The sequence below is a fragment of the Runella sp. genome, assembly GCF_965279615.1.
Taxonomy (GTDB): Bacteria; Bacteroidota; Bacteroidia; order Cytophagales; family Spirosomataceae; genus Runella.
Window position 1 is genome coordinate 144,051 of the sequence record NZ_OZ257252.1, and the last position, 24,557, is coordinate 168,607.

Here is a 24,557-nt window from a genome sequence, read left to right on the forward strand (position 1 = left end):
CGTATGGTTTTGAGAAACCATTCTTTCGGGTTTGAGAACCCGAAAGCACTTTCACGAAAGCACCTTTGTGCGTGAAGCCGGATTCTCAAATCCGGCGTTTAGGTTTCTCAAAACCTAAATAACTATCAATGAAAGAAAAAATAAGCTAAGAAAATAGCTGCCGTTACGCCGATCAGATCGGCAATAAGACCCGCTACAATGGCATAGCGGGTTTTTTTGATGCCCACGGAGCCAAAATAAAGCGCAACAATGTAGAATGTGGTATCGGCAGAACTTTGAAACATACATGATAATCGCCCCACAAATGAGTCTGCACCGAACTGTTTCATGCTATCGATCATCAATGCCCTTGAAGCACTGCCACTGATGGGACGCATCAACGCTACCGGCAGTGAATCCGAAAAATCAGTATTCATACCTGTTAGAGCAATCAGGTATTTTAACCCTTCTACCAAATAGTTCATCACGCCTGCATTTCGAAAAGTGCTGATGGCTACCAACATGCCGACCAGATAAGGAATGATCTTGACGGATGTTTCAAATCCGGCTTTGGCGCCATCGACGAAAGTGCCGAACAGGTCTATTTTTTTGCGCAACCCTCCGAGCAGGAAAGCCACCACAATTATCAGTAAAATCAAGTTGCCGCCAACTTTCGAAATGATCTCGAGCTGTTCTTTGGTTTGCGTGGATAAATACCACAAAAGCAGTCCCAGAATGGCAGTAATGGTGCCTATCCAACCGATAAAGGTTCGGTTGAATAAATTGATACGTTGCCAAAATCCCGTAATGATAATACTGGCGACGGTGGCTATGTAGGTAGCGATCAGGCAGGGAATCAGAATATCGGAAGGGTCCTGTGCTCCCAAAATAGAGCGTTGTGCCATCACACCAAGCGGAATAATGGTCAAGCCCGATGTATGAAGCACCAAAAACATGATTTGGGCATTACTGGCGGTATCCTTCGTAGGGTTCAGGTCTTGCAGACTTTGCATGGCGCGCAAACCAAAAGGCGTTGCGGCATTGTCAAGTCCCAGCATGTTGGCCGAAAAATTCATGATCATCTGGCCGTTAGCGGGATGACTTTTAGGTACTTCCGGAAAAAGTTGATTGAAGAATGGACCAATGATCCGGGCAAGAAAGTTGATAGCACCCGCTTTTTCCCCAATGTTCAGTAATCCTAAGAAGAAAGTCATCACCCCCGCCAAAGGCAACGCGATATCCATCACGGCGACTTTCGCAGAATCGAACATTCCTTCGACAATTAATTTGAAAATTTCAGTATCGCCCGAAAAAATGAATTTGATCAAAGCAACAACAAAAGAAATAAGAAAAAATCCGATCCAGATGTAATTAAGGGCCATGGGGCAGGGAAAAGGTTAGGAAACCTAAAAATATAAAAAATCAGGCAAAGACGAGAAGAAGGGCCAAAAAAGCTTGTTCGCTCTGCATCTTTGCGTGCGTAAAAAATGGAACAATTTAGTATTTCCCTGCTATTTTTTTCACCAACCCAATGAGATGAATCAGGCCCAACCATGCCTTACGTTTAAAACATCATATGCATTGGCTAAGGACACATATGGACTGAAGTTGAGGGAACCGAAATTTTCGATAAGGTAATTCTCGGCATTCTTCTCAGCACCCCAATACGTTTCTGCACTTGTATAGGATTGAGTCCCGCTGCCTGTAACGTCAAAAGGTGCATGCGTTGCGAAATCTTCTAACCTGAAATTCTTGAAAACATAACCACGTTGGTATATGTCATGCGACCAGGCAGTAGCCGTATCTACGCCGTTCCATCCACCGCCAAAACAGCCAATGTTACCTTGCGAAAGGGTTTCTTTACGGTATTTTTCGACATCAAGCAGGGCACAGTATTCATTGAGCCGACATTCCGGCAACGGATGCACACGCCCTGCACGAATAACACGCAGTTGAATATCTCGACGTGGCGTAGCCTGCGCCTGAGTCAACCGGATGAGTTCGTCAAAGGTTGGTACAAAATGCTCGTAGGTATCGGAATTGCATTTTTTGCCCTAATCCGGACCCGCCGGACAACTCCAGCATTGACCTATCGAACCGGTTCCTATCAGATTCGAGGCACCTTCCTCAAAAGCCTTCAGCATGTCTCCAATGATGTCTTTATGAAAAAGCATGTCATTATGCATCATGCACAGATACTTTTTGTTGGTTGTTTCCAGCGGGTATTGGTGCAAAATGCTGTGTCTGAATCGAGTATCTGTTTTTGCCCGTTCGTAATCGCGTACATCTACCGATACAAAATAATGGGGGCGCCATACAGAAATCTTAATACCGGTATTGCGGAAATAATCGATTACTTTGAATAGTCCGACATAATCATTGTGTGGTTGAAATGCCTGACGGGAAAGATAAATTGTATCAACGTATTGGCTGTTAAACTGCATAAATGTTTTTATGGTAACTATCGTTTGATAAGGTTTTCCATAAAAAACAATGCTGACGTCTATTTTTTTTACTCATTGAGAAGAATTGATAATGAATGATTTATCCTCTCAATAATAAAGAATATTACTTAAAATTTATCCTTTCCCGATCACTTTTTTGACCAGACCAAACGTATGGATTATCCCCAACCAAGCCTTACGCTTGAAAGTGTCGTACGAATTAGCTAAAGAGACATAGGAAGTAAATTTAATTGGGCCGAAATTTTCGACGATGTATTTTTCAGCATTTTGCTCGGCATTCCAATACGTAGCAGAACTCGAATTGGCTTTTGTGCCGCTGCCGGTCGTATCAAAAGCCGCGTGCCGAGTGTAGTCTTCAAGGGTCAGGTGACGAAAGGTATAACCTCGTTTGTACATATCGTGCGACCAAACCGTGGCGGTATCCACGCCTTTCCATCCCCCGCCATAACAACCGATGTCGCCGTTGGGGAGCGTTTCTTTACGGTATTTTTCCACGTCGATCATCGCGCAATACTCATTAAGGCGACATTCGGGCAAAATATGCACGCGTCCGCCCTTGAGTACCCGTAACTGAATATCGCGGCGTGGGGTTGGATATTTCTCGGTAAGCGCAATAGCCTCTTCCTGCGTTGGCACATACTCTTCAAATTTTTTGGAATTGCATTTGTTACCCCAATCCGGACCGGCAGGGCAACTCCAACATTGTCCGATGGAACCTACACCCGTTAGATTGGCCGGCCCCTTTTCAAATTCCTTCAACATATCGCCGATCATATCGCCATAAAACAACATGTCGTTGTGCATGATGCAGAGGTATTTTTTGTCGGTCATCTCCAATGGATATTGATACATAATGCTCTGACGATACCGTGTATCAGTTTTGGCGCGCTCATAATCAGAAACGCCTAATCCTAAAAAATGATGAGAATTTTGAATGACCAGGTTTACGTCGGAGTTATTACGGAAGTAATCAATGATTTTGAAGATGCCTATATAGTCGTTGTGCGGTTGGAGGCGTTCGCGGGAGATGTAGATCTTATCAATGTGTTGGCCGCTGTACTTCATTAAGGTTTCGATGGTTACGATGGCCTGATAAGGCTTACCATAAAACGCTATACTAACATCTACTTTTTTACTCATTGGGGAAAATTCTATTGGTTATTCATTTGTGTTTGATCGTTGATTTTATCACGTTGATAAAAAAACGAAGTTTCAAAATTACGACGAGCGACTCATTTTGCCAAAGTATCTTGATTTTTCGTAACTTTGCTTTGTTATTAAAAATGAACTCCCTTGAAAGAATACGGAAGCAACGTCCAAAAATTAGCTGACTACCTTGTCGCCCTTCAGGATCGTGAGAAGCGAACACTTTACGCGCACATTTTGGTCGAATTGATGCGGCAAATACACCCTAACATGCGTGATGGTCAGGATTATTCCCAAAAGCTGTGGGATGATCTGTACATAATGGCTGACTTTGCATTAGATGTAGACAGCCCTTTTCCTCCTCCTTCGCCGGAAGCTGTGGGAAAAAAACCTTTGCGGGTTCCTTATAATCAATCACATATTCGGTATAAACAATACGGAAAAAACTTGCTATTGTTGGTACAGAAAGCCATTGATTGTCAAGACAAAGAAGAAAAATTGGCTTTTATTTCCTATCTGATACGCCAAATGCGTACATTTTATAATACGTGGAACAAAGACAATCCCGACGATAATATTGTGTTTACGCAATTGGACGAAGTATCGGGAGGGCGCTTGAAAGAAGAGTTGGCGTATTTACGGCAGAACGGTTTGGTTGAGTCAACTCCACGGGATAAAGGAACGAACGTAGAGCGTTATCAGCGTAATTTGCAAAACAATCGCGGTAGTTTTAACAGCAATAACAATAACCGCGAACGAAGCAATAACACCAACAACAATCGCAATAACAATTCGAACAGCAATAACAACAATAATAATCGTAACCGTGATCGCGACCGTGACCGCGATAAGTTCAGAAGTAATAAGAACAATCGGAAACGATAAAATTGTCAAAGTATTGAGTACAGCGTATTGAGTTTGGAAAAATGATACGTTAGAGCGAAGGCTGTTACGTTATTAACCCTCTCTACTCACTGCTCACTACTGATTTCTCACTACTATTGATTATGCAAATCCTGAAAAGTAAACGCCTTGAACATCTGCGGTATGATATCCGAGGCCCCGTGTACGAAAAAGCCCTGGAACTTGAAAGCCAAGGATATAAGATCATTAATCTTAATATCGGCAATCCGGCTCCTTTTGGTTTTGACGCACCCGATGAGATCATTCATGACATTATCCTCAACATTCGTAATGCGCAGGGGTATGTAGATTCTCGGGGGCTGTTTGCGGCGCGGAAAGCGGTAATGCATTATACACAAACGCAGGGAATTAAGGGCGTTGAGATCAATGATGTGTACATCGGCAACGGAGTAAGTGAGTTGATCGTGATGTCGATGCAGGCGTTGTTGAACGAAGGAGATGAAATTTTGGTGCCTTCGCCCGACTACCCGCTGTGGACTACTTCGGTGGCGTTGAGCGGTGGTAAACCGGTTCATTATTTATGTGATGAAGAAAGTGACTGGAATCCTGATCTGGAAGACCTGGAAAGCAAGATCACGCCACGCACCAAAGGGATCGTGATGATCAATCCAAACAACCCAACGGGGGCAGTGTATGAAAAAGACGTGGTGCGCCGTATCGCTGAAATTGCGGAAAGACATCGTTTGATTATTTTTTCAGACGAGATCTATGATAAAATCTTGTACGACGGAGCCGTTCATTATCCCGTGGCTACTATGGTGCATGATACGTTGTGCGTTACGTTCGGCGGGCTTTCCAAAAATTACCGCTCGGCGGGCTTTCGCGGTGGCTGGTTGATTCTAAGCGGCGCAAAACACAAGGCAAAATCATACATAGAAGGATTGACATTTTTGGCCAGTATGCGTTTATGTGCCAACGTTCCGACCCAATATGCCATTCAAACGGCGTTGGGCGGTTACCAAAGTATTAATGACCTAGTATTGCCTTCGGGACGTCTGCACAAACAGATGAATCTGATCTACGATCGACTTACGGCTATTCCGGGAGTTACCTGCGTAAAGCCGAAAGGCGCATTGTACGTTTTTCCCAAAGTTGACTTCCGTAAGTTTGATTTTAAAAATGACGAAGATTTTGTTTTCCAATTGCTTTCGGAGCAGAAAGTGCTGGTTGTTTCGGGAACAGGCTTCAACTACGTCAAACCTGACCACTTCCGAATCGTAACTTTACCAACCGTTGATGAATTGACGATTGCGATGAATCGGATTGAGCAATTCCTCAACAATGCCTGGATACATGCGGAGACTGCTGTAGAAGAATATCTGGTATAATAATTCCGAATAAAAATTAAAAAAAGAAGCTGCCCTGAAAGTAATTTTAGGGCGGCTTCTTTTTTTAACGGTAGTAAGCTGTTCAACGATAAAACTAAAATGATCCGATTCCCAAAAACGTATTTGTTCCTGCCATTCTATCTTCTGATTTCAATGACATTCGCTCAAAAAAAGGTAGTAATTCCCATTGAAACCGACCAAAATTCGTTAGTGCTGTCAACAGATCGAGCCAACCGACTTCGTATCGGTCATTTTGGCAAGCGATTGCAGCAGGCCGTTGATTATGAATCAATTCCTGATTACTCGGCAAGAGATGATGACCAAAACGGAATGTCAAACAGTGCCTATACTTCAAGCGGTTCAACCAATTTGTTTGAGCCGGCCTTCGCGGTAACGCACGCCGATGGCAATATGTCGACTGAATTAAAGTATGTCAGTCACACCGTGACGAAGCAGGATGCAAATGTAACCGTGACAAGCATTGTGTTAAAGGATGATGTGTATCCTGTTGAGGTTACACTTTTTTATAAAACGTATGCCAAAGAGAACGTAGTGGAGCAATGGTCGGTCATTAAGAACAATGAAGGCAAGGCAATTACGTTGGAAAAATACGCCTCCGCCAATTTGTATTTCAAAGCCGATAATTATTACCTCACTCATTATCACGGCAATTGGGCGCGTGAGATGAAGCCCGAGCACACTTTACTTACGGCGGGTATCAAATCCATTGATTCAAAATTGGGTACGCGTGCCAATTTGTTTGAGCCGCCCACATTCATGGTTTCTTTTGACCGCGCCTCTACCGAAGACGAAGGAAATGTATTGTTGGGGCAATTGGCTTGGTCCGGCAATTTTAAAATAGACTTTGAGCTGGACGCGATCCATAATTTACGCCTGATCGCGGGTATCAACCCTTATGCCTCGGCGTATTCGCTGGCTCCCGCAAAATCGTTTGTCACTCCGTCGTTCATTTTTACTTTTTCGGACAAAGGCAAAGGCGACGCCAGTCGCAATCTGCATCGTTGGGCGCGCAAGTACCGTATTTTGGACGGAAACGGCTCACGACTGACGTTATTGAACAACTGGGAAGCCACTTATTTTGATTTTGATGAAACCAAACTTACTGCTCTTTTTGCCGATGCCAAAAAGCTGGGCGTAGATCTGTTTTTGTTGGATGATGGTTGGTTTGGCAATAAATATCCCCGCAATAACGACCGCGCAGGATTAGGCGATTGGCAGGAAAATGTTAAAAAATTGCCGAACGGACTGGGCTATTTGGTCAAAGAGACTAAAAATGCCGGTGTAAAATTTGGAATATGGCTTGAGCCTGAAATGGTGAATCCCAAAAGTGAACTCTACGAAAAACACCCTGATTGGGTCATTAAAGAACCCAAACGCCCTGAACATTATTTCAGAAACCAGCTGGTTTTAGATCTGGCCAATCCGGAGGTGCAGAACTTTGTCTTTGGTATCTTGGATAATATGTTCACCAAAAACCCTGAGATCGGATTCATCAAATGGGATTGCAATGCCGTGATTTACAACGCACACTCGGCCTATTTAGAAAAAACAGGGCAGAAACAGTCACAATTGTATGTCGATTATGTAAAAGGATTGTATAAGGTCCTTGAACGAATTCGCGCCAAATATCCTACGGTTCCCATGATGTTGTGCTCCGGTGGCGGCGGACGTGTTGATTATGGTGCATTGAACTATTTTACCGAGTTTTGGCTCAGTGATAATACCGACCCTTTGGAACGAGTGTTTATTCAGTGGGAAAACTCCTATTTTTATCCGGCCATTGCGCATTGCAACCACGTAACGGATTGGAGTAAAGTTTCGATGAAATACCGCACCGACGTGGCCATGATGGGCAAAATGGGATTTGATATTGTGGTGAGCAAATTGGAAGAAAAAGAACTGAAATCGGCGCAAAACTCCATCGCAGCCTATAACAATGTAAAGGATGTGATTTGGCACGGTGATCTGTTTCGCTTAGTGAACCCTTTCGATCACCCGTTTGCTGCGCTGATGTTTGTCAATGAAGCCAAAGACCATGCCGTACAGTTCAATTATTTGGTGACCAATCGTTACGATCAAGGTTTTACCACCTCACCCATTCGGCTCAAAGGGTTGGATTCGACTAAAAAATACAAGATAAAAGAAATAAACCTCTACCCCGATACCCGCACACCGGTGAATGAAAACCTCACGTATTCAGGCGATTATCTGATGAATATCGGTTTTAACCCTATTCTGACTTCCAATCGCAAAAGTGTTGTGTTGGAGATCACGGCGGTACAATAAAGATGTTTCCATTATAAATCAAAAAGGGTCGTCTCCGGTTGAAACGACCCTTTTTGATTTTGTATATACTGAAAATTAACTTCGTGCGAAGGGTTGCTCACAACCCGACCGGCCGACCGTTTTTTTGTAAACTCGAAAACTTCTGCTCCTTCGTGCGGAGGGTTGCTCACAACCCGACCGGCGTATCATCCAACCGTTCTTTTTTTGTAAAACCCGAAAACTTCTGCTCCTTCGTGCGGAGGGTTGCTCACAACCCGACCGGCGTACCATCCAACCGTTCTTTTTTTGTAAAACCCGAAAACTTCTGCTCGACCACTTAATTAACGATTTCCAAAATCGACTGCTTTTTTGTGTCTTCGGGAAAGATAAAAGGCGTAGATTTCTTTACTTTTTCGGGCAATAAAGCAATGGCCAGTACTTCGTCTACATTTTCTACGTAATGAAATTTTAAAGCTTTTACGTAGCTGCCATTGATCTCTTCTACATCCTTGCGGTTTTTGCTGCACATGATGATCTCTGTCACCCCTGCACGAGCCGCTGCCAAAATTTTCTCTTTGATTCCACCGACGGGCAGTACTTTGCCGCGTAATGTGATCTCTCCCGTCATGGCAAGTTGAGGTTTGACCCGGCGTTGGGTAAAAATGGAAGCAATGGAAGTGAGCATCGTAATCCCCGCCGAAGGGCCGTCTTTTGGAACAGCACCTGCCGGAATGTGAATATGCAGATCGTAGTGGTTAAATACGCGATAATCAATGTCCAAAGCGTCGGAATGCGCCTTGAGGTAAGAGAGAGCCGTAACGGCTGACTCTTTCATTACATCGCCTAATTGTCCCGAAAGAGTCAATCCTCCTTTGCCACGACTTAAGCTGGATTCGATAAACAGAATTTCTCCGCCTACGGATGTCCACGCTAAACCTGTCACAACCCCTGCGGTATCATTGTCCTGATACAGATCCTTGTCAAATATTTCCGCTCCAAGCAGTTTTTCGATGTGTTCCGCTTTGATCGGTTTGGCATACTCTTCTTCTAACGCAATGGATTTTGCCACCTTACGCACCAAAGCCCCGATTTTTTGCTCCAGATTCCGAACGCCTGATTCACGGGTATAATGCTCAATGATCTTGAGAACGGCTTTATCGTCTACAGTAAAGGCTTTTGTTTCCAGACCGTGGTCCTTGCGTTGTTTTGGGACAAGGTACTTCTTGGCGATCTGTAATTTCTCTTCTACCGTGTAACCTGTCAACTCAATGATCTCCATACGGTCGCGCAGGGCGGGATGAATGGTTTCGAGCGAGTTGGCTGTGGCAATGAATAACACTTTTGAAAGGTCATATTCAACCTCTAAGTAGTTATCAGAGAAAGCGTTATTTTGCTCAGGATCAAGTACTTCAAGCAAGGCTGAAGCCGGATCACCTCTGAAATCAGAGCCAACTTTATCAATTTCGTCCAGAATAAAAACGGGATTGGAAGAACCCGATTTTTTGATATTTTGAATGACCTTGCCGGGCATAGCGCCGATGTACGTTTTACGGTGTCCGCGAATCTCGGCTTCATCGTGCAAACCACCCAAGGCCATACGAATGTATTTGCGTCCAAGTGCTTTGGCCACTGATTTTCCCAATGACGTTTTTCCGACGCCGGGAGGGCCGTAAAGGCATAGAATTGGCGCTTTCAAGCTATTCTTCAACTTCAAAACGGCGAGGTATTCAATGATACGTTCTTTTACTTTTTCAAGTCCAAAGTGGTCAGTATCAAGCACTTTCTGCGCACGTTTGAGATCAAAATTATCTTTGGTAAATTCTCCCCAAGGCAGATCGACCATCAGCTCCAGGTAATTGAGCGTAACCGGATAATCCGGTGCCATGGGGTTGATGCGCTGCAATTTCTGAGACTCTTTCTCAAAATGTTTTTTGACATTTTCCGGCCATTTTTTCTTAGAGGCACGGAGGCGAATATCTTCCAATTCCCGCTCGGGTGTTTCCATGCCAAGCTCGTCCTGCAATACTTTTATTTGTTGCCGTAAGAAGTAATCACGTTGTTGTTGGTCAATGTCTGAACTTGCTTTTGACTGAATATCACGTTTAAGTTCAAGCATTTGAATTTCCCGCATCATCAATTCCAACAGCTTGGTAGCCTGTTCCGGGATCGTTGGTTTTTCGAGTAATTCCTGTTTATCCGAAACCTCTGCGTTGAGATTGGAGGATAAAAAGTGCGTCAAAAACGTGGGGCTTTCAATATTGTCCAGTGCAATGCGCGCTTCCTGCGGAATATCAGGATTGAGTCTTAAAATCTTATGAGCTGAATCGCGGAGCGATTGGATGAGTGCTTTTGATTCTTTTTTATTTTGATTGGGGAAATAATCTTCAATAGCGCTTACTTTGGCGATCATGTAAGGGTCTTCGCGGACATAATCTTTGACACGAAAACGCTGGCGTCCCTGCAAAATAATGGTTGTGTTGCCATCCGGGAGCGTGATCATTTTAATAATGTAGCCCATGGTGCCGATTCCAAACAGATCAGTGCTGGTTGGCTCGGCTTTATCTTGATTTTGTTGCGCTATAACTCCAATGATTCGGTCACCTTTATACGCTTTTTTTACTAATCGGATGGATTTCTGACGGCCTACGGTTACAGGAATGACCATCCCCGGAAATAAAACGGTATTACGCAGGGGTAAAATAGGCAACTCTTCAGGCATTTCGATGGGTTCATCATCATTGTCCGGGCTGCCAAGCGGCAATATCTCAAGACTGTCTAGATCAGACTCGGCTAACATTAATCGGGTATATAGTTCGTTTGGGTCGAGATTCATAGGGCAGGCTGTCAATTTGACAGTAAAGTTTGGAAAATTAAATATAATTAAAATTTCTTGTAAAGGAATGAGAAGCTTCCCGTGATACATTAAAATAGGTGAATATCTCTGCTTACGAAGAAATTGAAATAGTTCAGGTGGAGGTTAGGAGGGTCAGAATAGAATGGGATAACGCTCAATTTAGTGTGCCGTATTGGTTTTAAACTATATAAACGAAAGTTTACAAAGGTACGCATTACTTTTTTAAAAAGGGTGTTTCTCTCAAAAATGACCAAAGGGACAACTTTTGTGAAACCTTTGCTTTATACTTCTGAAAAAACCATGCCACGGGCGGATAACAAATTTATAACTGATATCATGACAAATAGTGGCTTGCCCGGCAGTCAAAAAAAGCCTGTAAGCAGACTTCAAAACGTTTGATAATGCTAAAATAAAGCTATTCTGAAAAAACAAAAGCCCTCAAACTGAGTGAGGGCTTTTGCATAAACAGTATCAGGGAATGGCTGATTACATCATGCCGCCCATGCCGCCGCCGTGTCCGTGACCACCTGCGCCTGCACCGGCATTTTCTTCCGGCTCGTCAGCAATAACACACTCGGTAGTCAACAACAGACCTGCAATAGAGGCTGCGTTTTCCAACGCCAAACGAGTTACTTTTTTAGGGTCGATGATACCTGCTGCGAAAAGATCTTCGTAAGTGTCATTTTTGGCGTTGTAGCCAAATCCACCTTTGATTTCTTTCACTTTGTTGATAACCACTGAAGCCTCGCCACCTGCGTTTGCTACGATGGTACGAAGTGGTGATTCCAACGCCTGACGGATGATGTTGATACCCGTAGTTTCGTCTTCATTGATGCCTTGCAGGTTATCCAATGCATCAATAGCACGGATAAGCGCCACACCACCACCGGTTACGATACCTTCTTCGATGGCAGCGCGGGTTGCGTGAAGGGCGTCATCAACACGGTCTTTTTTCTCTTTCATTTCAACTTCAGTAGCAGCGCCGATGTAAAGAATCGCTACCCCGCCTGACAATTTGGCCAAACGTTCCTGCAATTTCTCACGGTCGTAATCTGAAGTTGTATTTTCGATCTGTGATTTGATCTGGTTAACGCGGGCTTTGATTTGCTCAGCATCGCCTGAACCGTTCACGATCGTTGTGTTGTCTTTGTCAATGATGATTTTTTCGCAGTGACCCAGGTATTGAAGATCGGCATTTTCCAATTTGAAACCGCGTTCTTCAGCGATCACAGTACCACCGGTCAAAATAGCAATGTCTTCCAACATAGCTTTACGACGGTCACCGAAGCCCGGAGCTTTAACGGCACATACTTTCAGCGCACCACGAATTTTGTTTACTACCAATGTAGCCAATGCTTCGCCGTCAACGTCTTCCGCAATGATCAACAACGGACGACCTGTCTGAGCTACGCCTTCCAATACAGGAAGCAATTCTTTCATCGAAGAAACTTTCTTTTCAGAGATCAGGATGAAAGGTTTTTCCAATTCGGCTTCCATTTTCTCCGCGTTGGTCACGAAGTAAGGAGACAAATAACCACGGTCAAACTGCATACCTTCTACCGTTTTTACTTCGGTTTCAGTACCGCGAGCTTCTTCTACCGTAATAACACCTTCTGTACCTACTTTTTTCATGGCATCGGCGATCATGTTACCGATTTCTTCGTCATGGTTGGCAGAGATGGTAGCTACTTGGGCAATTTTGTTGAAATCATCGCCTACGCTTTCAGCCTGTGCTGCAAGATTGGCAGTTACGGCCAATACCGCTTTGTCGATACCGCGTTTCAGATCCATTGGATTTGCGCCGGCTGCAACGTTTTTAGAACCGATTGTATAAATAGCCTGTGCTAATACAGTCGCAGTAGTGGTACCGTCACCGGCAGCATCTGCAGTTTTAGAAGCAACTTCTTTCACGAGTTGAGCACCCATGTTTTCCATTGGATCTTTCAATTCGATCTCTTTCGCTACCGTTACGCCGTCTTTGGTGATGGCCGGTGAACCGAATTTTTTATCAATGATAACGTTACGGCCTTTAGGTCCGAGGGTTACCTTTACCGCGTTAGCAAGCGTATCTACACCTTTTTTGATTTTATCGCGTGCTTCGATATCGAAAAATATTTTCTTAGCCATGTCTTATAAATAAGTTATTTGTTAATGGTTAATAGTTAAAAGGAAAATAGGCTATGCGTTAACCAATGATTGCAGAGTGGCAATGAATCGTTACCGGATAACCGTTACTCCATTTAGATGATCGCAAAAATGTCAGATTCGCGCATAATAAGGTATTCTTGACCTTCTACGGTGATTTCAGTACCTGCGTATTTACCGTAAAGAATTGTATCGCCTACTTTTACAGTGAGGGGTTCATCTTTTTTACCGGGACCAACTGCTACAACCGTACCACGTTGAGGCTTCTCCTTTGCAGTGTCGGGGATAATGATTCCAAAAGCGGTTTTTTCTTCGGCAGGGGCTGCTTGTACCAGCACGCGATCTGCCAACGGCTTAACATTTACTTTTTCTGCAACTGCTGACATAGTTATCAGGGGTTTTAATTGTTTTTATAATGTATAGAACTTAATTAATAAGTTTTTCGAGGGCAAAGGTAACATTTTCTATGCCAGCACCTAATTAGTACAATTCTCTGCCATTTTTGCAGTTTTTAAGGTTGTTTTGGTGTAAAAGCTGTCATGTTCAAAATAATCATTGGCAGTATGTAACTATTTATTGTGTTTTATTTGGCAGTATTCGTTTTTTTACTAAATTGACTTTTGATTAAAATGTAAGGAGAAAGAAAAGGGTAAAGAGGTTGAAAAGAACGTATGCTCATGACTCTTTATTCGCTGCACACTATTTAAATGATTGAATATGGCAACCTTGAGAACTGACTGGCTTACCGAAGGATGGATTGATTTTGAGTACAAAAAGTACATGTTAATGGCTTATTTACAGGAAGTTAATGGTAATTTTGATCAAGCTAAACTCTTTCCTGACTTGCTTAATGTACAAACGCACTATGAATTGGCGACTCAGCTTAAAAATTCTAAAAATGAAATTGTTGCTTCGTTTCCTAAAAAAGTGACCGGAGTAGACTTTAAAAAAAAACGATTTGTGTACGAAAAATTTCAGGAAAGCGAGAAACTGACCGAAATTGACAGCATTTTAGATTATTCCCTGCCACTTTTTCAGCAAACGCTGACACAGGGTCAAACGCAATATGCCGACATTGAAGCCCAATTGACGTTTGCACCCGTAGGCATCGTGCCTTTGCATTTGAAAGAAGGCTATTTGTTTCTATACCGTACCCGGCGGAGTGAAACCGATATTTACCACTACCAGGTTCGCCTTTTTGAGCATCATGACCAAAGAGGTGTACAGACCACGTACCTTGAAACAGTACGCAAAGGAATTTCGACTACGTTTGAAAACCTCAAGTTGACACTCATCAAAAAACGACGCGAACTGCCTAACCCTGCGACATACCTTGTAGAATCCCCTGCCGATTATCCCGTTCAGGAAACGCTATTACCAATTGCGAAGCGATTGATTGTGAAACATGTGGCGTGATAAAGTAGAAGTAAAAAACAATCATTTGAACGTTGACATAATCTCTTTTAGAAAATACATCAGACCCGTTACCCAAACATTTTCATCTTTTTGGTAAAACTCGCTTTCAGGTACAACAACGTAACTTTGTGAAAGTGATAGGTCCTGTCTGCTTTCATAAAATCCACGAGAAAGCGTCGGGGCATTGGTAAGTTTAATTTCTACTCCGACTTTCTTTCCCGAAGGCGTAATGAGCAATAAATCTATTTCAGCACCCACTTGAGTGCGATAATAGAAAAATTGCCAATCTGGCCCTGCGGTACGGCGAATCTGTTCAATGGCGTATCCTTCCCAAGACCCGCCTACGGCAAGGTTTCCTAATAGCTCTTCGTACGAATTGATTTTGGCCAAACGATGCAAAATCCCGGAATCACGTATATAAAGTTTAGGTGACTTGACCAATCGCTTGCTGATATTGGCAAAGTAAGGTTGCAAACGCGTTATCAAAAAACTGCCTTCCAAAATGTCGAGGTATTTACTGACCGTGGGTTGGGAAATACCGATGGAACGTGATAAGTCAGATACGTTCAGAATATTGCCATTGACTTGGGTAAGCATTGTCAGGAGATTGCGCATGAGGGCTTGCGGAATCTCGTACCCTAAAGATTGCAAATCACGCTGAAGAAAGGTTTCAATAAAATTATCTGTCCATCGACGCATAAGCTGGTCAGTAGGAGCGAAAAGCGCATTAGGAAATCCTCCTCGAAGCCAATGGGTTTGTATGGAAGTCTGTTCAAATACTTCTTCAATGGAAAATGGGGTTAATTCGGAATAAGCAATTCGCCCGGCCAATGTTTCGGACGAATTTTTAATGATACTTGGCGAAGCAGAACCAAGCAGAATAAATCGGGCAGGCTCGCGTTGGCGGTCAATCAATGAACGAAGTTGCCCGAAGAGTTGGGGCATGAGTTGGATTTCATCAATGATAACACATTTATCAGCGTGAGATTCTAAATAAAAGCCTGCTGATTGGAGTTTGGCATGATCACTTTCGTCTTCCATGTCCAAATAGATACAGGTTTTGGACAGCTGATCTTCTAACCAACGTGCCAATGTGGTTTTGCCAACCTGACGAGGGCCAATGATACCGACTGCCGGAAAATAGCTGAGGTCGGTTATAATTTGTTGGGTAATTTGTCGCTGAATCATTACCAAAAATAAGGATTAACCTTGAAGATTTAAATTTTATTTTAAATTTTCAAGGTTAATCCTAAAAAATACCCTTCCTTAACCTTCCATCCAATCTTTAAAAGCAGGGGTTTTTTCGCGACTGATGAGGATTTTCTGCCTAGGTTCGTTAGTTATTATTGCAGACTGGCCAAAATCAACTATGGGAATTGAAGAATTTGTCTTAGCACGCGCCGAAAGAAATGGAGAGAAAAAAGGTATGCTCAAAAAAAACTTAAGTTTTGTAAAAAAACTGCTCCAAAAAACGGATTTCTCGAATGAGCAAATTGCAGATTTGGCCGGCGTCCAGACAGCGTGTGTTGAACAGGTTAGAAAAGAATTAAAGTGATCGGGTCTTTTTAACCGATTCAAGTCGTTCGAAACCCGAATACACATTAAAACGTCCTTCACGCGTAAAGCCAATAAGCGTTTGTCCAAAGCGTTCGGCCGTTTCGATGGCTAAACTGGAGGGCGCACCTACCGCAACCACTACAGGAATATTTAACGCCAAAGCCTTGTGTAATAATTCAAAGCATGCGCGTCCACTTAATACCAGAATGTGTTGATTAAAAGGCAATAGTTGATTCATCAATGCTTTCCCCGCTATTTTATCTACGGCATTGTGTCGGCCTACATCCTCTGCCGAGAGCACAAGATTTCCCTCCCAATCAAACAATCCCGCAGCGTGAATGCCGCCGGTTTCGTCAAAAAGCTCCTGATGGGCTGTGAGCATTTGGGGTAGTGAAGCAATTAATTCAGGAGACAGGGGCGTAAGGCCATTGGCCAAATGCAGATTCTCGTACGTATATCCCAAAGCATCCAACGAAGATTTACCGCAAACGCCGCAACTTGACGTAGCATAAAAATTGCGCTGAAGCTTTTCTAAAGCAGGTCGTGCGTCAGGTTTAAAGTGTACGGTAACGGTATTTTCAAGCCCAATCGCTACTTTGTCCAATTGATCTTCCCGCAACATTCCTTCCGTAAACATGAAACCGACGGCTAGGGCTTCATCTTCGCCCGGTGTTCGCATGGTGATGGAAAGAGAACGTTCAGTCCATTTTTCGTTGGTGTCACAATATCGGATGCGAATTTCCAGTGGCTCTTCTACCACAACGGTATCCGCCACATAGTGGATACCCGCGCGGTTTGACCGCCATATCATTACGTCTTTAGTACTCATATATAGACTAACACAGATTTAAACTTTTACATTTTTCAGTTTATCAGTTTATTATTTTTCAGTTCCCAACAATCCCGTATACACTACGGATGCGCGGCTACCCACACTTCTCCGTCTTCAAAAAACTCTTTTTTCCAAATGGGGACTGTTTCTTTGAGGGTGTCAATGGCAAACTGACAGGCTTCAAAGGCGGCTTTTCGGTGGGCACAGGCAACGGCAATGATGACCGGAATTTCGCCAATGTCCAATACCCCGACGCGATGGTGAATGGAAATTTTTAAAACGGGCCAGCGACGAGCAGCTTCTTCGGCGATCTTTTGCATTTCTTTGACCGCCATCGGGGCATAGGCTTCAAATTCGAGCCGTAACACGCGCTTGCCTTTGGTATGATTGCGCACTGTTCCCACAAACGTTACGATGCCGCCGGCTTCGTCGGAGAGTACGTAGTCAAAACACGTTTGCGTAGTAAGGGTTGTATCTGATAATTGAATGTTGATCATGTCGGGTAATGAAATGGATAATGGCCAAAAATAGCGACTTCACCCTAAAAATCTGCCGTTTCCCAAAAATCTACTGCAATCGTACACTTTTTAGCAGCGTATTTTGTTACGTACTGAAACTCATTCAAACCAAATTATGAATCGTCTTCCTGCCATCCTTATAACCATTGGCATCCTCTTTTTGTTGGATTTATACGTTTTTCAAGCCGTAAGAGTTTTGACCCGAGATATTTCATCGGAAGCTCGTCGCCTCATTAACGGTATTTACTGGGCGATTCCGATCGTTAGCATGGTCGTTTGGATCGTAACACAATTTATCATTCCGCCCGATTCGCTCAGCCGCGTTACGCGTCAGTTCATTTGGACGGGGCTATTGATTCCTTATTTTGCCAAATTCTTTGCCCTTTTTATTCTTTTAATCGACGACGTGGTACGTTTTGGAAAATGGGTGACAAGTTTTTTCACCGGCACTCCGTCGACTGCCCAAACACCCACCTCTGCTCCTTCAAGTGACGCCATTCCCCGTTCTGAATTTCTGATGAAAACGGCTTTGGCTGTGGCCGGAACAACGGTGGCCGGATTTACGTACGGCATCATTTCAGGAGCGCACGATTATCGCATTCGTCGCGTGCGTATTCCCGTCAAAAACCTTCCTAAAGCTTTTGAAGGAATCAAAATTGGCCAACTTTCAGACATTCACTCGGGAAGTTTTTTCAATAAAACGGCGGTAAAAGGTGGTGTAGAAATGCTGCTGGCCGAAAAACCGGATGTATTTTTCTTTACGGGTGATCTGGTCAATAATACCGCCGATGAGGTGAAGGATTACATTGATATTTTCAAAAAGATAAAAGCGCCATTGGGTACATTTTCCGTGTTGGGAAACCACGATTATGGCGATTATTATCAATGGCCAAGTGTGGAAGCGAAGCGTAAAAACCTGCAGGATCTAAAAGAAGCGCACCGTTTGTTGGGCTGGGATCTGCTGTTGGACGAACACCGTACGCTCAAAGTCGAAAATGAGAAAATCGGCCTTTTGGGGATTCAGAACTGGGGAATGGGCGGTTTTGCCAAATATGGTCACCTTGAAAATGCGTACGATAAAACGGATGAATTTCCCGTAAAATTGCTGCTTTCACACGATCCAAGCCACTGGAATGCGCAGGTAACTGAAAAGTATAAAGACATTGATGTTTCCTTTGCAGGACATACGCACGGAATGCAGTTTGGCGTCGAGATCGGCAGCTTTCAATGGAGCCCGGTTCAGTATCGCTACAAACAATGGGGCGGTCTTTATACCGAAGGCGACCAGCATTTGTACGTGAACCGTGGATTTGGATACATTGGTTATCCCGGCCGTATCGGTATATTGCCCGAAATTACGATCGTAGAATTAGTAAAGGCTTAATTACGCATGAATATTATCAATAATGTAGACCTTCACCGTTTTGAAACCGAAATTGACGGTGAAATTGCTTTTGTGGAATATCAATGGAAGGAAGGAGTCATTTACATTCTCCACACGTTTGTTCCGAACGCGTTGCGGGGAAGAGGCGTGGCCGGACAACTGGCTGAATTTGTGCTGGGTACCATTCGTAAAGAAAATTGGCCGGTAAAGATATATTGCCCTTTTTTTAAGAAATATGTTGAAGAACATCCTGAATACCAAGACTTAACACACCCTTAACTAACATCAAAATGCAAGCGTACGATACCCTTTCCGAAACCATGTCAGCCCTTCGCAAAGAGGGATATGTAGAAGACTTTAATTTGAGACAGGACTGCCTGGAGTGCCGCGAAGGAGAATTCAAGGTCTTTGCCAATGAATTTAAGATCGATGAGTTTTTTCGCTTCGAAGGCCAAACCGATCCCGCCGACGAGGCGGTTTTGTACGCCATTTCGTCCGAAAATCATCAGATCAAAGGATTGTTAGTGAGTGGTTATGGTGTATATACCGAAGAGATCACCAACGAATTGTTGGAAAAACTTAAGTTTGATTAATTAATTGGTATAGAGTAGTAAGATGGAATCGGTTAAGTGGAAATGGCGCATTGATCGGTTCTGACTTTTACAGTTCTCGGTTTATTATTTTGCGGTTTATTATTTTGCGGTTTATTATTTTGCGGTTTAAAATTTTTCAGTTTACAAATTGAGCCCTTCCGCTTTTTTTCAGGAACTACAAACACTCCTCGGTGATCGGATGAGTAGTGATTTGCCTGTGCGAGAGGCGCATGGCGTGGGTTTTAGCTACCACGATTGTCAGCCGCCCGATGTTGTGGTATTCCCGCAAACTACGGAGGAGGTTGTTAAAACAGTAACCATTTGTGCCGCTTATTCTATTCCTATCGTTCCTTTCGGTGCCGGAACCTCGATTGAAGGACACGTACTGGCCTTGAAAGGAGGCGTTTGCATTGATTTACGAGGTATGAATCAGGTCTTGGAAGTAAACCCTGCGGATATGTACGTAACGGTTCAGGCGGGCGTAACGCGTAACCAATTGGATGAATTATTGGAAGGCAGTGGTTTCTTTTTCCCCATCGGGCCGGGCGTGAATGCTACGTTGGGAGGCATGGCAAGCACCAGAGCGTCGGGTACGAACGCCGTGCGATACGGAACCATGAAAGACAATGTGTTGGCGCTTACGGTGGTGACTGTTGATGGTAAAATCATCAAAACGGGAAGTAAAGCCAAGAAATCATCGGCGGGCTATGACCTGACGCGCCTTTTTGTGGGAGCCGAAGGAACATTGGGCGTTATCACGGAACTTACGCTGAAACTGCACAGCGAACCTGAAACTATCTATGCGGCAGTTTGTTCCTTTCCTACGGTGGAAGCCGCCGTTTCGACAGCGATCAAAACGATTCAAAAAGGAGTGCCTATTGCCAAGATCGAATTGTTGGATAATGTCATGATGCACGCCATCAATCGTTATTCATCGCTTAATTATGAAGAAGTTCCTACGCTTTTCTTAGAATTTCACGGCTCGGTGGCCGAAGTGGAAAGGCAGGTTCAAAAAGTAGAAGAATATGCGTATTCCTTTGGCGCATCGGCCTTTTTATGGGAAAAAGACGAAGCAAGTCGCAAGCGATTGTGGCGCGCCCGAACCGACGCGGCTCCTGCGGCGTTGGCAATGCGTCCCGGCGCAAAATTGATGTCTACTGATGTGTGCGTACCCATTTCACAATTGGCAAAGTGTATTGTAGATACGCAGCACGACATTGAAGAAACGAAGATCATTGCGCCCATTCTTGGACACGTCGGCGACGGTAATTTTCACCTCACCATTCTCATTGATTCAGAAGACAAAGCGGAATTTGCGCGTGCCAAAGCCCTTAATGAGCGATTGGTGCGCCGCGCCTTGGCGATGGGCGGAACGTGTACGGGAGAGCACGGCATCGGTGTTGGAAAATTACAGTACATGGTCTTGGAACACGGCGAATCGTTGGAAGTAATGCGCGCTATCAAACAGGCCATTGATCCCCATAATTTGATGAACCCGGGGAAGTTATTGCCTGAAAAGAAAAGTTGAGTTCATAAACGAAAACATTTTTCATTCCTGCACGGGTGTGCAGCTTCCTGCTGTAATTTTCCACGTATCTTGTTGCTTTGTCCAGACGCGTAAATAGCGAAATTTTCCCCCGGCGGGTTGTCCCGCAAAAACTCCCTGAAGTTCAATCATTACCGTCACTATGGCGGTGTGCGGCATCAATTGTATGATTGGCTCGTGAGAAATCAGTGTAGTGATAGACATTGTACGGGAGCGGTGCGCTTCCAGATCCATTTCTTTGGTGTACAATTGACCATCAGGGCCGACAAAAAGCAGGTCGTCGGCTAACAACGTATCAAGTATAGCAACATCGCCGGCTAACTGAGCTTTATAAAGTGTTTGTTCCGCTTGGTAAATTTCCTCTACCGGATTCATGGTAATTGTCTCGTTGGATGAAAAACAACCGGCAAAAATAGTGCAAAGCAATAAGGAGAGCTAGTCGAAAAAACTGATATTTTGTCGGGAAATCAGATATTGAAAACCGACCGGGATAAAACCAAAAGCCGTCCCAAAATCACTTTTGAGACGGCTTTTGGTTTGAATAACAGAGTTACACCAACTTCGCGTCTAAGCTGATCGGCACCGCCGACAATGCCTGTGAAATAGGGCAATTGGCTTTGGCAACGCCTGCCAATTCAAGGAATTTTTCTTCCGTAATGTTCGGAACGGTGCCTTCTACCGACAATTTAATGGCCGATACCTTAAAACCTGCGTCTCCTTTTTCCATTTCAACGGTGGCTTTGGTTGCCAATTGAGTAGGAGGGAAGCCTGCGCCGGTCAATTGAAAACTGAGAGCCATTGAAAAGCAACCCGCGTGAGCGGCGGCGATGAGTTCTTCAGGATTGGTGCCTGCTTTGCCGTCTTCGCTCTGAAAACGTGCGGCAAATGAATAAGGCGTATCTTTCAATACACCGCTTGTTGTACTGAGGGTACCACTACCTTCCAGGCCTGTTCCGTTCCAAACGGCGTTGGAGATTCTTTTGATTGCTGCCATTGTTTTGATGAGAATGGTGATTAATGGGTTTTGTAAATACTACTCGACCAAATTCGTAACCGCAATTCTACAAAATTATTTCCCTTCTGCCATTAAAAAATCAAATGCGTGCGTGAGTTCTATCCCTAAAAATGCTGTTTCTATTCGCTTAAAATAGGGATTTTAACCGTCTTGTCTTTTTTGTACTTTCTTATTAACCTTCTTTTGCAATACGCTGAATAAAGTAATAATAGTTGTTAATCAATGCTTTAACTATTCGGAGTAGAAGTAAGACGCAGAAATTCTACCGAATTTATTGTCATCGTAAATAGCCAATACCGAAAAATAAAAACTGAAATGAGGTTCCGGTTTTCTTTCCACCGCTGAAGAATTTACAAAAAAATAATCAACCCTTTTACCGATTTTTAGGGATACACCAATCCTCAAGGTCATTATCATGCTGACTTATCAGAATTGGTTTGTAGATAGATAGACCGGGTCAGACTATCGTCAGACCGTTTGTCTATTTTGGAGTCAGACGATAGTCGGAGCTTTAGTTGTCGCAGCCGTTTTCGGTTAGACTGAACAATTTGAAATAGGCGGGTGCAACGGTGGAATCAGGCACAAAGCCTTTTAAGGCAAATAGACCCACATATTTGGGCTGAAAATCAAACTCGTGACTGACAATTTCTTTAAATGCGGTATTGTTGGTCTGGCCGCCGGCAAACAAAAAACGCCATTTTTGATCCTTTTTTTCGATCCGAAAAGAAGAATATTGCAAATTTTGAATCACCGACAGACTATCATTGGCAGTAGCGACTGCAAAAAGCGGATAATGACTGATCTCTTCGGGTTTATTGGTGGTGCTGCCGTTTGATGTGATCGTTTGAATCAGTATTTCTTTTGGCTTGGAATAGCCGCCGAAAAAATCATTGTACGCCAGTGACATTCGAATGCTTTTTCCTTTGAATGTCGTGTCTTCCAACAACAAAACGCCCGCTTGTTGCCAATTTTTGGCGGGAATAAAGTTGGTCAGTTGAGCTTCAAGCGTGAAACAATCATAGGGAATTTTGCGTAACAACAGGTTTTTGATACCGGGACTTTCAACGGAATCGGGCCAATTATCTCCTTGAAGCGTAAAAAGGGCAAGGTGTTCGGACTTTTCATTTCTTTTGTTCCAATAAAAGGAGTCTTTGGATTTCAGAAACCAACCTCTGTTAAACAACGAATCTTCGGAAACAGTACGAAATTCTTCTATAAACGGAGCAGGCCGGGAAGCGTAAAATAAATACACCGCAACAGCTATGACAAAGACAAGAAAACCACCGATATATGTGGGCTTTTTCCAAGACAATTTTGGGGAAGGAGTAGAGATCGTTTCACCTCGCGCAGCAAATTGGTCTTTGTAGCGAAACCAAAAAGGAAAATGCCCTTCATCGTTTTTGCGTTGGGTTTCGGAAGTAAAGGGCGCATTGAGTACATAACGGGCAAGCGTATCCAACGTAGCAACGGAAGGGTTTTCCTGTTTGTCGTTCACATTTTTGAGCACGAACGAAGTGTAGTTTTTGAGGCTTTTCCAACCAATGGTCAAGCCCGTTGCCTCCAAAATTTCATTGCTGAAAAACTTACTGTCGGTTTCGGAAAGATTCTCGGAAAGTGCGTGACCAAAGCACTTGAAGTGTGCTTCTTTCAACAAAGTGCGAAAGATTTCATGGTCTAAAGGCTTCATTTTTTGTGTAATGAACAGAATTCCGAAAGAATTCTGCGGCAGTTCCGCACTGCATTATCGTTGTATGGGATTTTTGTACTCGTTGGCCGGCTTACCGGAAACGATTCAAAATTACCTAATTTATTAAACGATAAGACCATGAAAAATCTATTATTCGCGTTTTTGTGCCTTTTTTCCTTTTCCGGTTTTGCCCAACAATTTGAATTACATTATGATTTCAGGCATACTGTGGACCCGAAAATGCAATCAAAAAATTTTCCAACTCTCTTTTTTGAGTATTTTAAAAGCAAAGAAATTGGCTCGACGCTGTTGAAAATTCAGACGGATTTCAAAGGAAATAAAGGGAACATTGGGCAATGTTTCATTCAATTATCACAAACCATAAAATTCTGGAAACCGAAAATCTACTTAAATGTAGGTTACAGCGGCGGATTGGGAATCATCGAATCGATCAAGGGCGGATTTTATATCAACAATTCCTACGCTTTGGGAGCCGCGTATCCGTTTTTGGGTAAAAACTCCTGGTACAGTGCAGTGTTGTGTTATCGTTACAGTGCCTTTGAAAAACCCAGTCACGATACTCAGTTTACTTTTTATGTAGGAAAAGGCATCAGAAATTATAAATTCATTACCTCCGCAAGTTTGGTTTGCTGGACCGAAAACCGAAACCACGGCGACGATTACACCAAAAATTTGTCAGGAAAAAAGTTGGCGTTTTTTGGCGATCCGCAAATTTGGTACAATGTAGGAAAAGGGTTTTCGGCGGGCTCTAAAATCTGGCTTTATTACCACGTTCTGACGCCGGAGAATACAATTCAAGCTTATCCGACATTGGCCGTAAAGTACAAATTTGAGTAAGCCTTTTGCTTATTACATGTACTA

General features: G+C 43.5%; 23 protein-coding genes. 10 read left to right on the plus strand and 13 right to left on the minus strand.

Annotated elements, in window-relative coordinates; genetic code table 11:
• Positions 1-125 precede the first annotated feature (125 nt).
• From ACQY73_RS00650 to ACQY73_RS00665, 4 genes are all read right to left on the minus strand, one after another.
• Positions 126-1,361 carry a nucleoside recognition domain-containing protein gene (locus tag ACQY73_RS00650; protein ID WP_428660014.1) on the minus strand — a complete coding sequence of 412 codons (1,236 nt, stop codon included), beginning with the start codon at positions 1,359-1,361 and terminating at the stop codon, positions 126-128.
• 159 nt (positions 1,362-1,520) lie between these two features.
• Complete coding sequence (locus tag ACQY73_RS00655; protein WP_428660017.1) at positions 1,521-1,970, minus strand: hypothetical protein; 450 nt, start codon at positions 1,968-1,970, stop codon at positions 1,521-1,523.
• 63 nt (positions 1,971-2,033) lie between these two features.
• The gene (locus ACQY73_RS00660; RefSeq protein WP_428660020.1) at positions 2,034-2,423 is read right to left on the minus strand and encodes a hypothetical protein; all 390 of its coding nucleotides are present in this window, start codon (positions 2,421-2,423) and stop codon (positions 2,034-2,036) included.
• 135 nt (positions 2,424-2,558) lie between these two features.
• Positions 2,559-3,584, minus strand: a complete 1,026-nt coding sequence (locus tag ACQY73_RS00665) for a hypothetical protein (RefSeq protein ID WP_428660023.1) — start codon at positions 3,582-3,584, stop codon at positions 2,559-2,561.
• Positions 3,585-3,737: 153 nt separating this feature from the next.
• On the opposite strand from ACQY73_RS00665, the gene ACQY73_RS00670 reads away from it, so the two are divergent.
• The 3 genes from ACQY73_RS00670 to ACQY73_RS00680 all read left to right on the plus strand — a co-directional run bounded on the left by ACQY73_RS00670 (position 3,738) and on the right by ACQY73_RS00680 (position 8,149).
• Positions 3,738-4,475, plus strand: a complete 738-nt coding sequence (locus ACQY73_RS00670) for a DUF4290 domain-containing protein (protein ID WP_428660026.1) — start codon at positions 3,738-3,740, stop codon at positions 4,473-4,475.
• A 122-nt stretch (positions 4,476-4,597) separates the two neighbouring features.
• On the plus strand, positions 4,598-5,842 hold the full coding sequence (locus ACQY73_RS00675) for a pyridoxal phosphate-dependent aminotransferase (RefSeq protein WP_428660029.1): 1,245 nt from the start codon (positions 4,598-4,600) through the stop codon (positions 5,840-5,842).
• 153 nt (positions 5,843-5,995) lie between these two features.
• Positions 5,996-8,149 carry an alpha-galactosidase gene (locus tag ACQY73_RS00680; protein ID WP_428660032.1) on the plus strand — a complete coding sequence of 718 codons (2,154 nt, stop codon included), beginning with the start codon at positions 5,996-5,998 and terminating at the stop codon, positions 8,147-8,149.
• Between the two features lie 316 nt (positions 8,150-8,465).
• Here ACQY73_RS00680 and lon read toward each other — a convergent pair whose 3' ends face one another.
• From lon to ACQY73_RS00695, 3 genes are all read right to left on the minus strand, one after another.
• Positions 8,466-10,961 carry an endopeptidase La gene (gene lon / locus ACQY73_RS00685; protein ID WP_428660035.1) on the minus strand — a complete coding sequence of 832 codons (2,496 nt, stop codon included), beginning with the start codon at positions 10,959-10,961 and terminating at the stop codon, positions 8,466-8,468.
• Between the two features lie 507 nt (positions 10,962-11,468).
• On the minus strand, positions 11,469-13,109 hold the full coding sequence (gene groL, locus ACQY73_RS00690) for a chaperonin GroEL (protein ID WP_428660038.1): 1,641 nt from the start codon (positions 13,107-13,109) through the stop codon (positions 11,469-11,471).
• Positions 13,110-13,222: 113 nt separating this feature from the next.
• Complete coding sequence (locus tag ACQY73_RS00695; protein ID WP_428660041.1) at positions 13,223-13,513, minus strand: co-chaperone GroES; 291 nt, start codon at positions 13,511-13,513, stop codon at positions 13,223-13,225.
• Positions 13,514-13,844: 331 nt separating this feature from the next.
• On the opposite strand from ACQY73_RS00695, the gene ACQY73_RS00700 reads away from it, so the two are divergent.
• Entirely contained in the window at positions 13,845-14,543 is a 699-nt protein-coding gene (locus tag ACQY73_RS00700; protein ID WP_428660044.1) for a hypothetical protein, read from the plus strand.
• A gap of 21 nt (positions 14,544-14,564) precedes the next feature.
• On the opposite strand, the gene ACQY73_RS00705 is transcribed toward ACQY73_RS00700, so the two are convergent.
• Positions 14,565-15,731 carry an ATP-binding protein gene (locus ACQY73_RS00705; protein ID WP_428660047.1) on the minus strand — a complete coding sequence of 389 codons (1,167 nt, stop codon included), beginning with the start codon at positions 15,729-15,731 and terminating at the stop codon, positions 14,565-14,567.
• A 181-nt stretch (positions 15,732-15,912) separates the two neighbouring features.
• On the opposite strand from ACQY73_RS00705, the gene ACQY73_RS00710 reads away from it, so the two are divergent.
• The gene (locus tag ACQY73_RS00710) at positions 15,913-16,098 is read left to right on the plus strand and encodes a hypothetical protein (RefSeq protein ID WP_428660050.1); all 186 of its coding nucleotides are present in this window, start codon (positions 15,913-15,915) and stop codon (positions 16,096-16,098) included.
• Here ACQY73_RS00710 and fdhD read toward each other — a convergent pair.
• Positions 16,090-16,929 (minus strand): formate dehydrogenase accessory sulfurtransferase FdhD, encoded by an 840-nt coding sequence (gene fdhD, locus ACQY73_RS00715; RefSeq protein ID WP_428660053.1) that lies wholly within the window; start codon positions 16,927-16,929, stop codon positions 16,090-16,092. The genes ACQY73_RS00710 and fdhD overlap by 9 nt on opposite strands.
• Before the next feature lie 83 nt (positions 16,930-17,012).
• Positions 17,013-17,429 (minus strand): molybdenum cofactor biosynthesis protein MoaE, encoded by a 417-nt coding sequence (locus ACQY73_RS00720; protein WP_428660056.1) that lies wholly within the window; start codon positions 17,427-17,429, stop codon positions 17,013-17,015.
• 136 nt (positions 17,430-17,565) lie between these two features.
• Between ACQY73_RS00720 and ACQY73_RS00725 the strand changes: the two genes are divergently transcribed.
• The 4 genes from ACQY73_RS00725 to ACQY73_RS00740 all read left to right on the plus strand — a co-directional run bounded on the left by ACQY73_RS00725 (position 17,566) and on the right by ACQY73_RS00740 (position 20,955).
• A complete protein-coding gene (locus ACQY73_RS00725) occupies positions 17,566-18,834 on the plus strand; it encodes a metallophosphoesterase (RefSeq protein WP_428660059.1) in 1,269 nt (422 codons plus the stop codon).
• Positions 18,835-18,840: 6 nt separating this feature from the next.
• A complete protein-coding gene (locus ACQY73_RS00730; RefSeq protein ID WP_428660062.1) occupies positions 18,841-19,113 on the plus strand; it encodes a GNAT family N-acetyltransferase in 273 nt (90 codons plus the stop codon).
• A gap of 11 nt (positions 19,114-19,124) precedes the next feature.
• Positions 19,125-19,427 (plus strand): phosphoribosylpyrophosphate synthetase, encoded by a 303-nt coding sequence (locus ACQY73_RS00735; protein ID WP_428660065.1) that lies wholly within the window; start codon positions 19,125-19,127, stop codon positions 19,425-19,427.
• Between the two features lie 148 nt (positions 19,428-19,575).
• Complete coding sequence (locus ACQY73_RS00740) at positions 19,576-20,955, plus strand: FAD-binding oxidoreductase (protein ID WP_428660067.1); 1,380 nt, start codon at positions 19,576-19,578, stop codon at positions 20,953-20,955.
• Between the two features lie 21 nt (positions 20,956-20,976).
• On the opposite strand, the gene ACQY73_RS00745 is transcribed toward ACQY73_RS00740, so the two are convergent.
• The 3 genes from ACQY73_RS00745 to ACQY73_RS00755 form a co-directional block, all read right to left on the minus strand.
• On the minus strand, positions 20,977-21,348 hold the full coding sequence (locus ACQY73_RS00745; protein WP_428660070.1) for a nuclear transport factor 2 family protein: 372 nt from the start codon (positions 21,346-21,348) through the stop codon (positions 20,977-20,979).
• Between the two features lie 175 nt (positions 21,349-21,523).
• Positions 21,524-21,967 carry an OsmC family protein gene (locus tag ACQY73_RS00750; RefSeq protein WP_428660073.1) on the minus strand — a complete coding sequence of 148 codons (444 nt, stop codon included), beginning with the start codon at positions 21,965-21,967 and terminating at the stop codon, positions 21,524-21,526.
• 532 nt (positions 21,968-22,499) lie between these two features.
• Positions 22,500-23,675, minus strand: coding sequence for a hypothetical protein (locus tag ACQY73_RS00755; protein ID WP_428660076.1), 1,176 nt, complete (start codon positions 23,673-23,675; stop codon positions 22,500-22,502).
• 138 nt (positions 23,676-23,813) lie between these two features.
• Here ACQY73_RS00755 and ACQY73_RS00760 point away from each other — a divergent pair, with 138 nt between their 5' ends.
• Positions 23,814-24,533, plus strand: coding sequence for a DUF5020 family protein (locus tag ACQY73_RS00760; protein WP_428660079.1), 720 nt, complete (start codon positions 23,814-23,816; stop codon positions 24,531-24,533).
• The last annotated feature ends 24 nt before the right edge of the window (positions 24,534-24,557 follow it).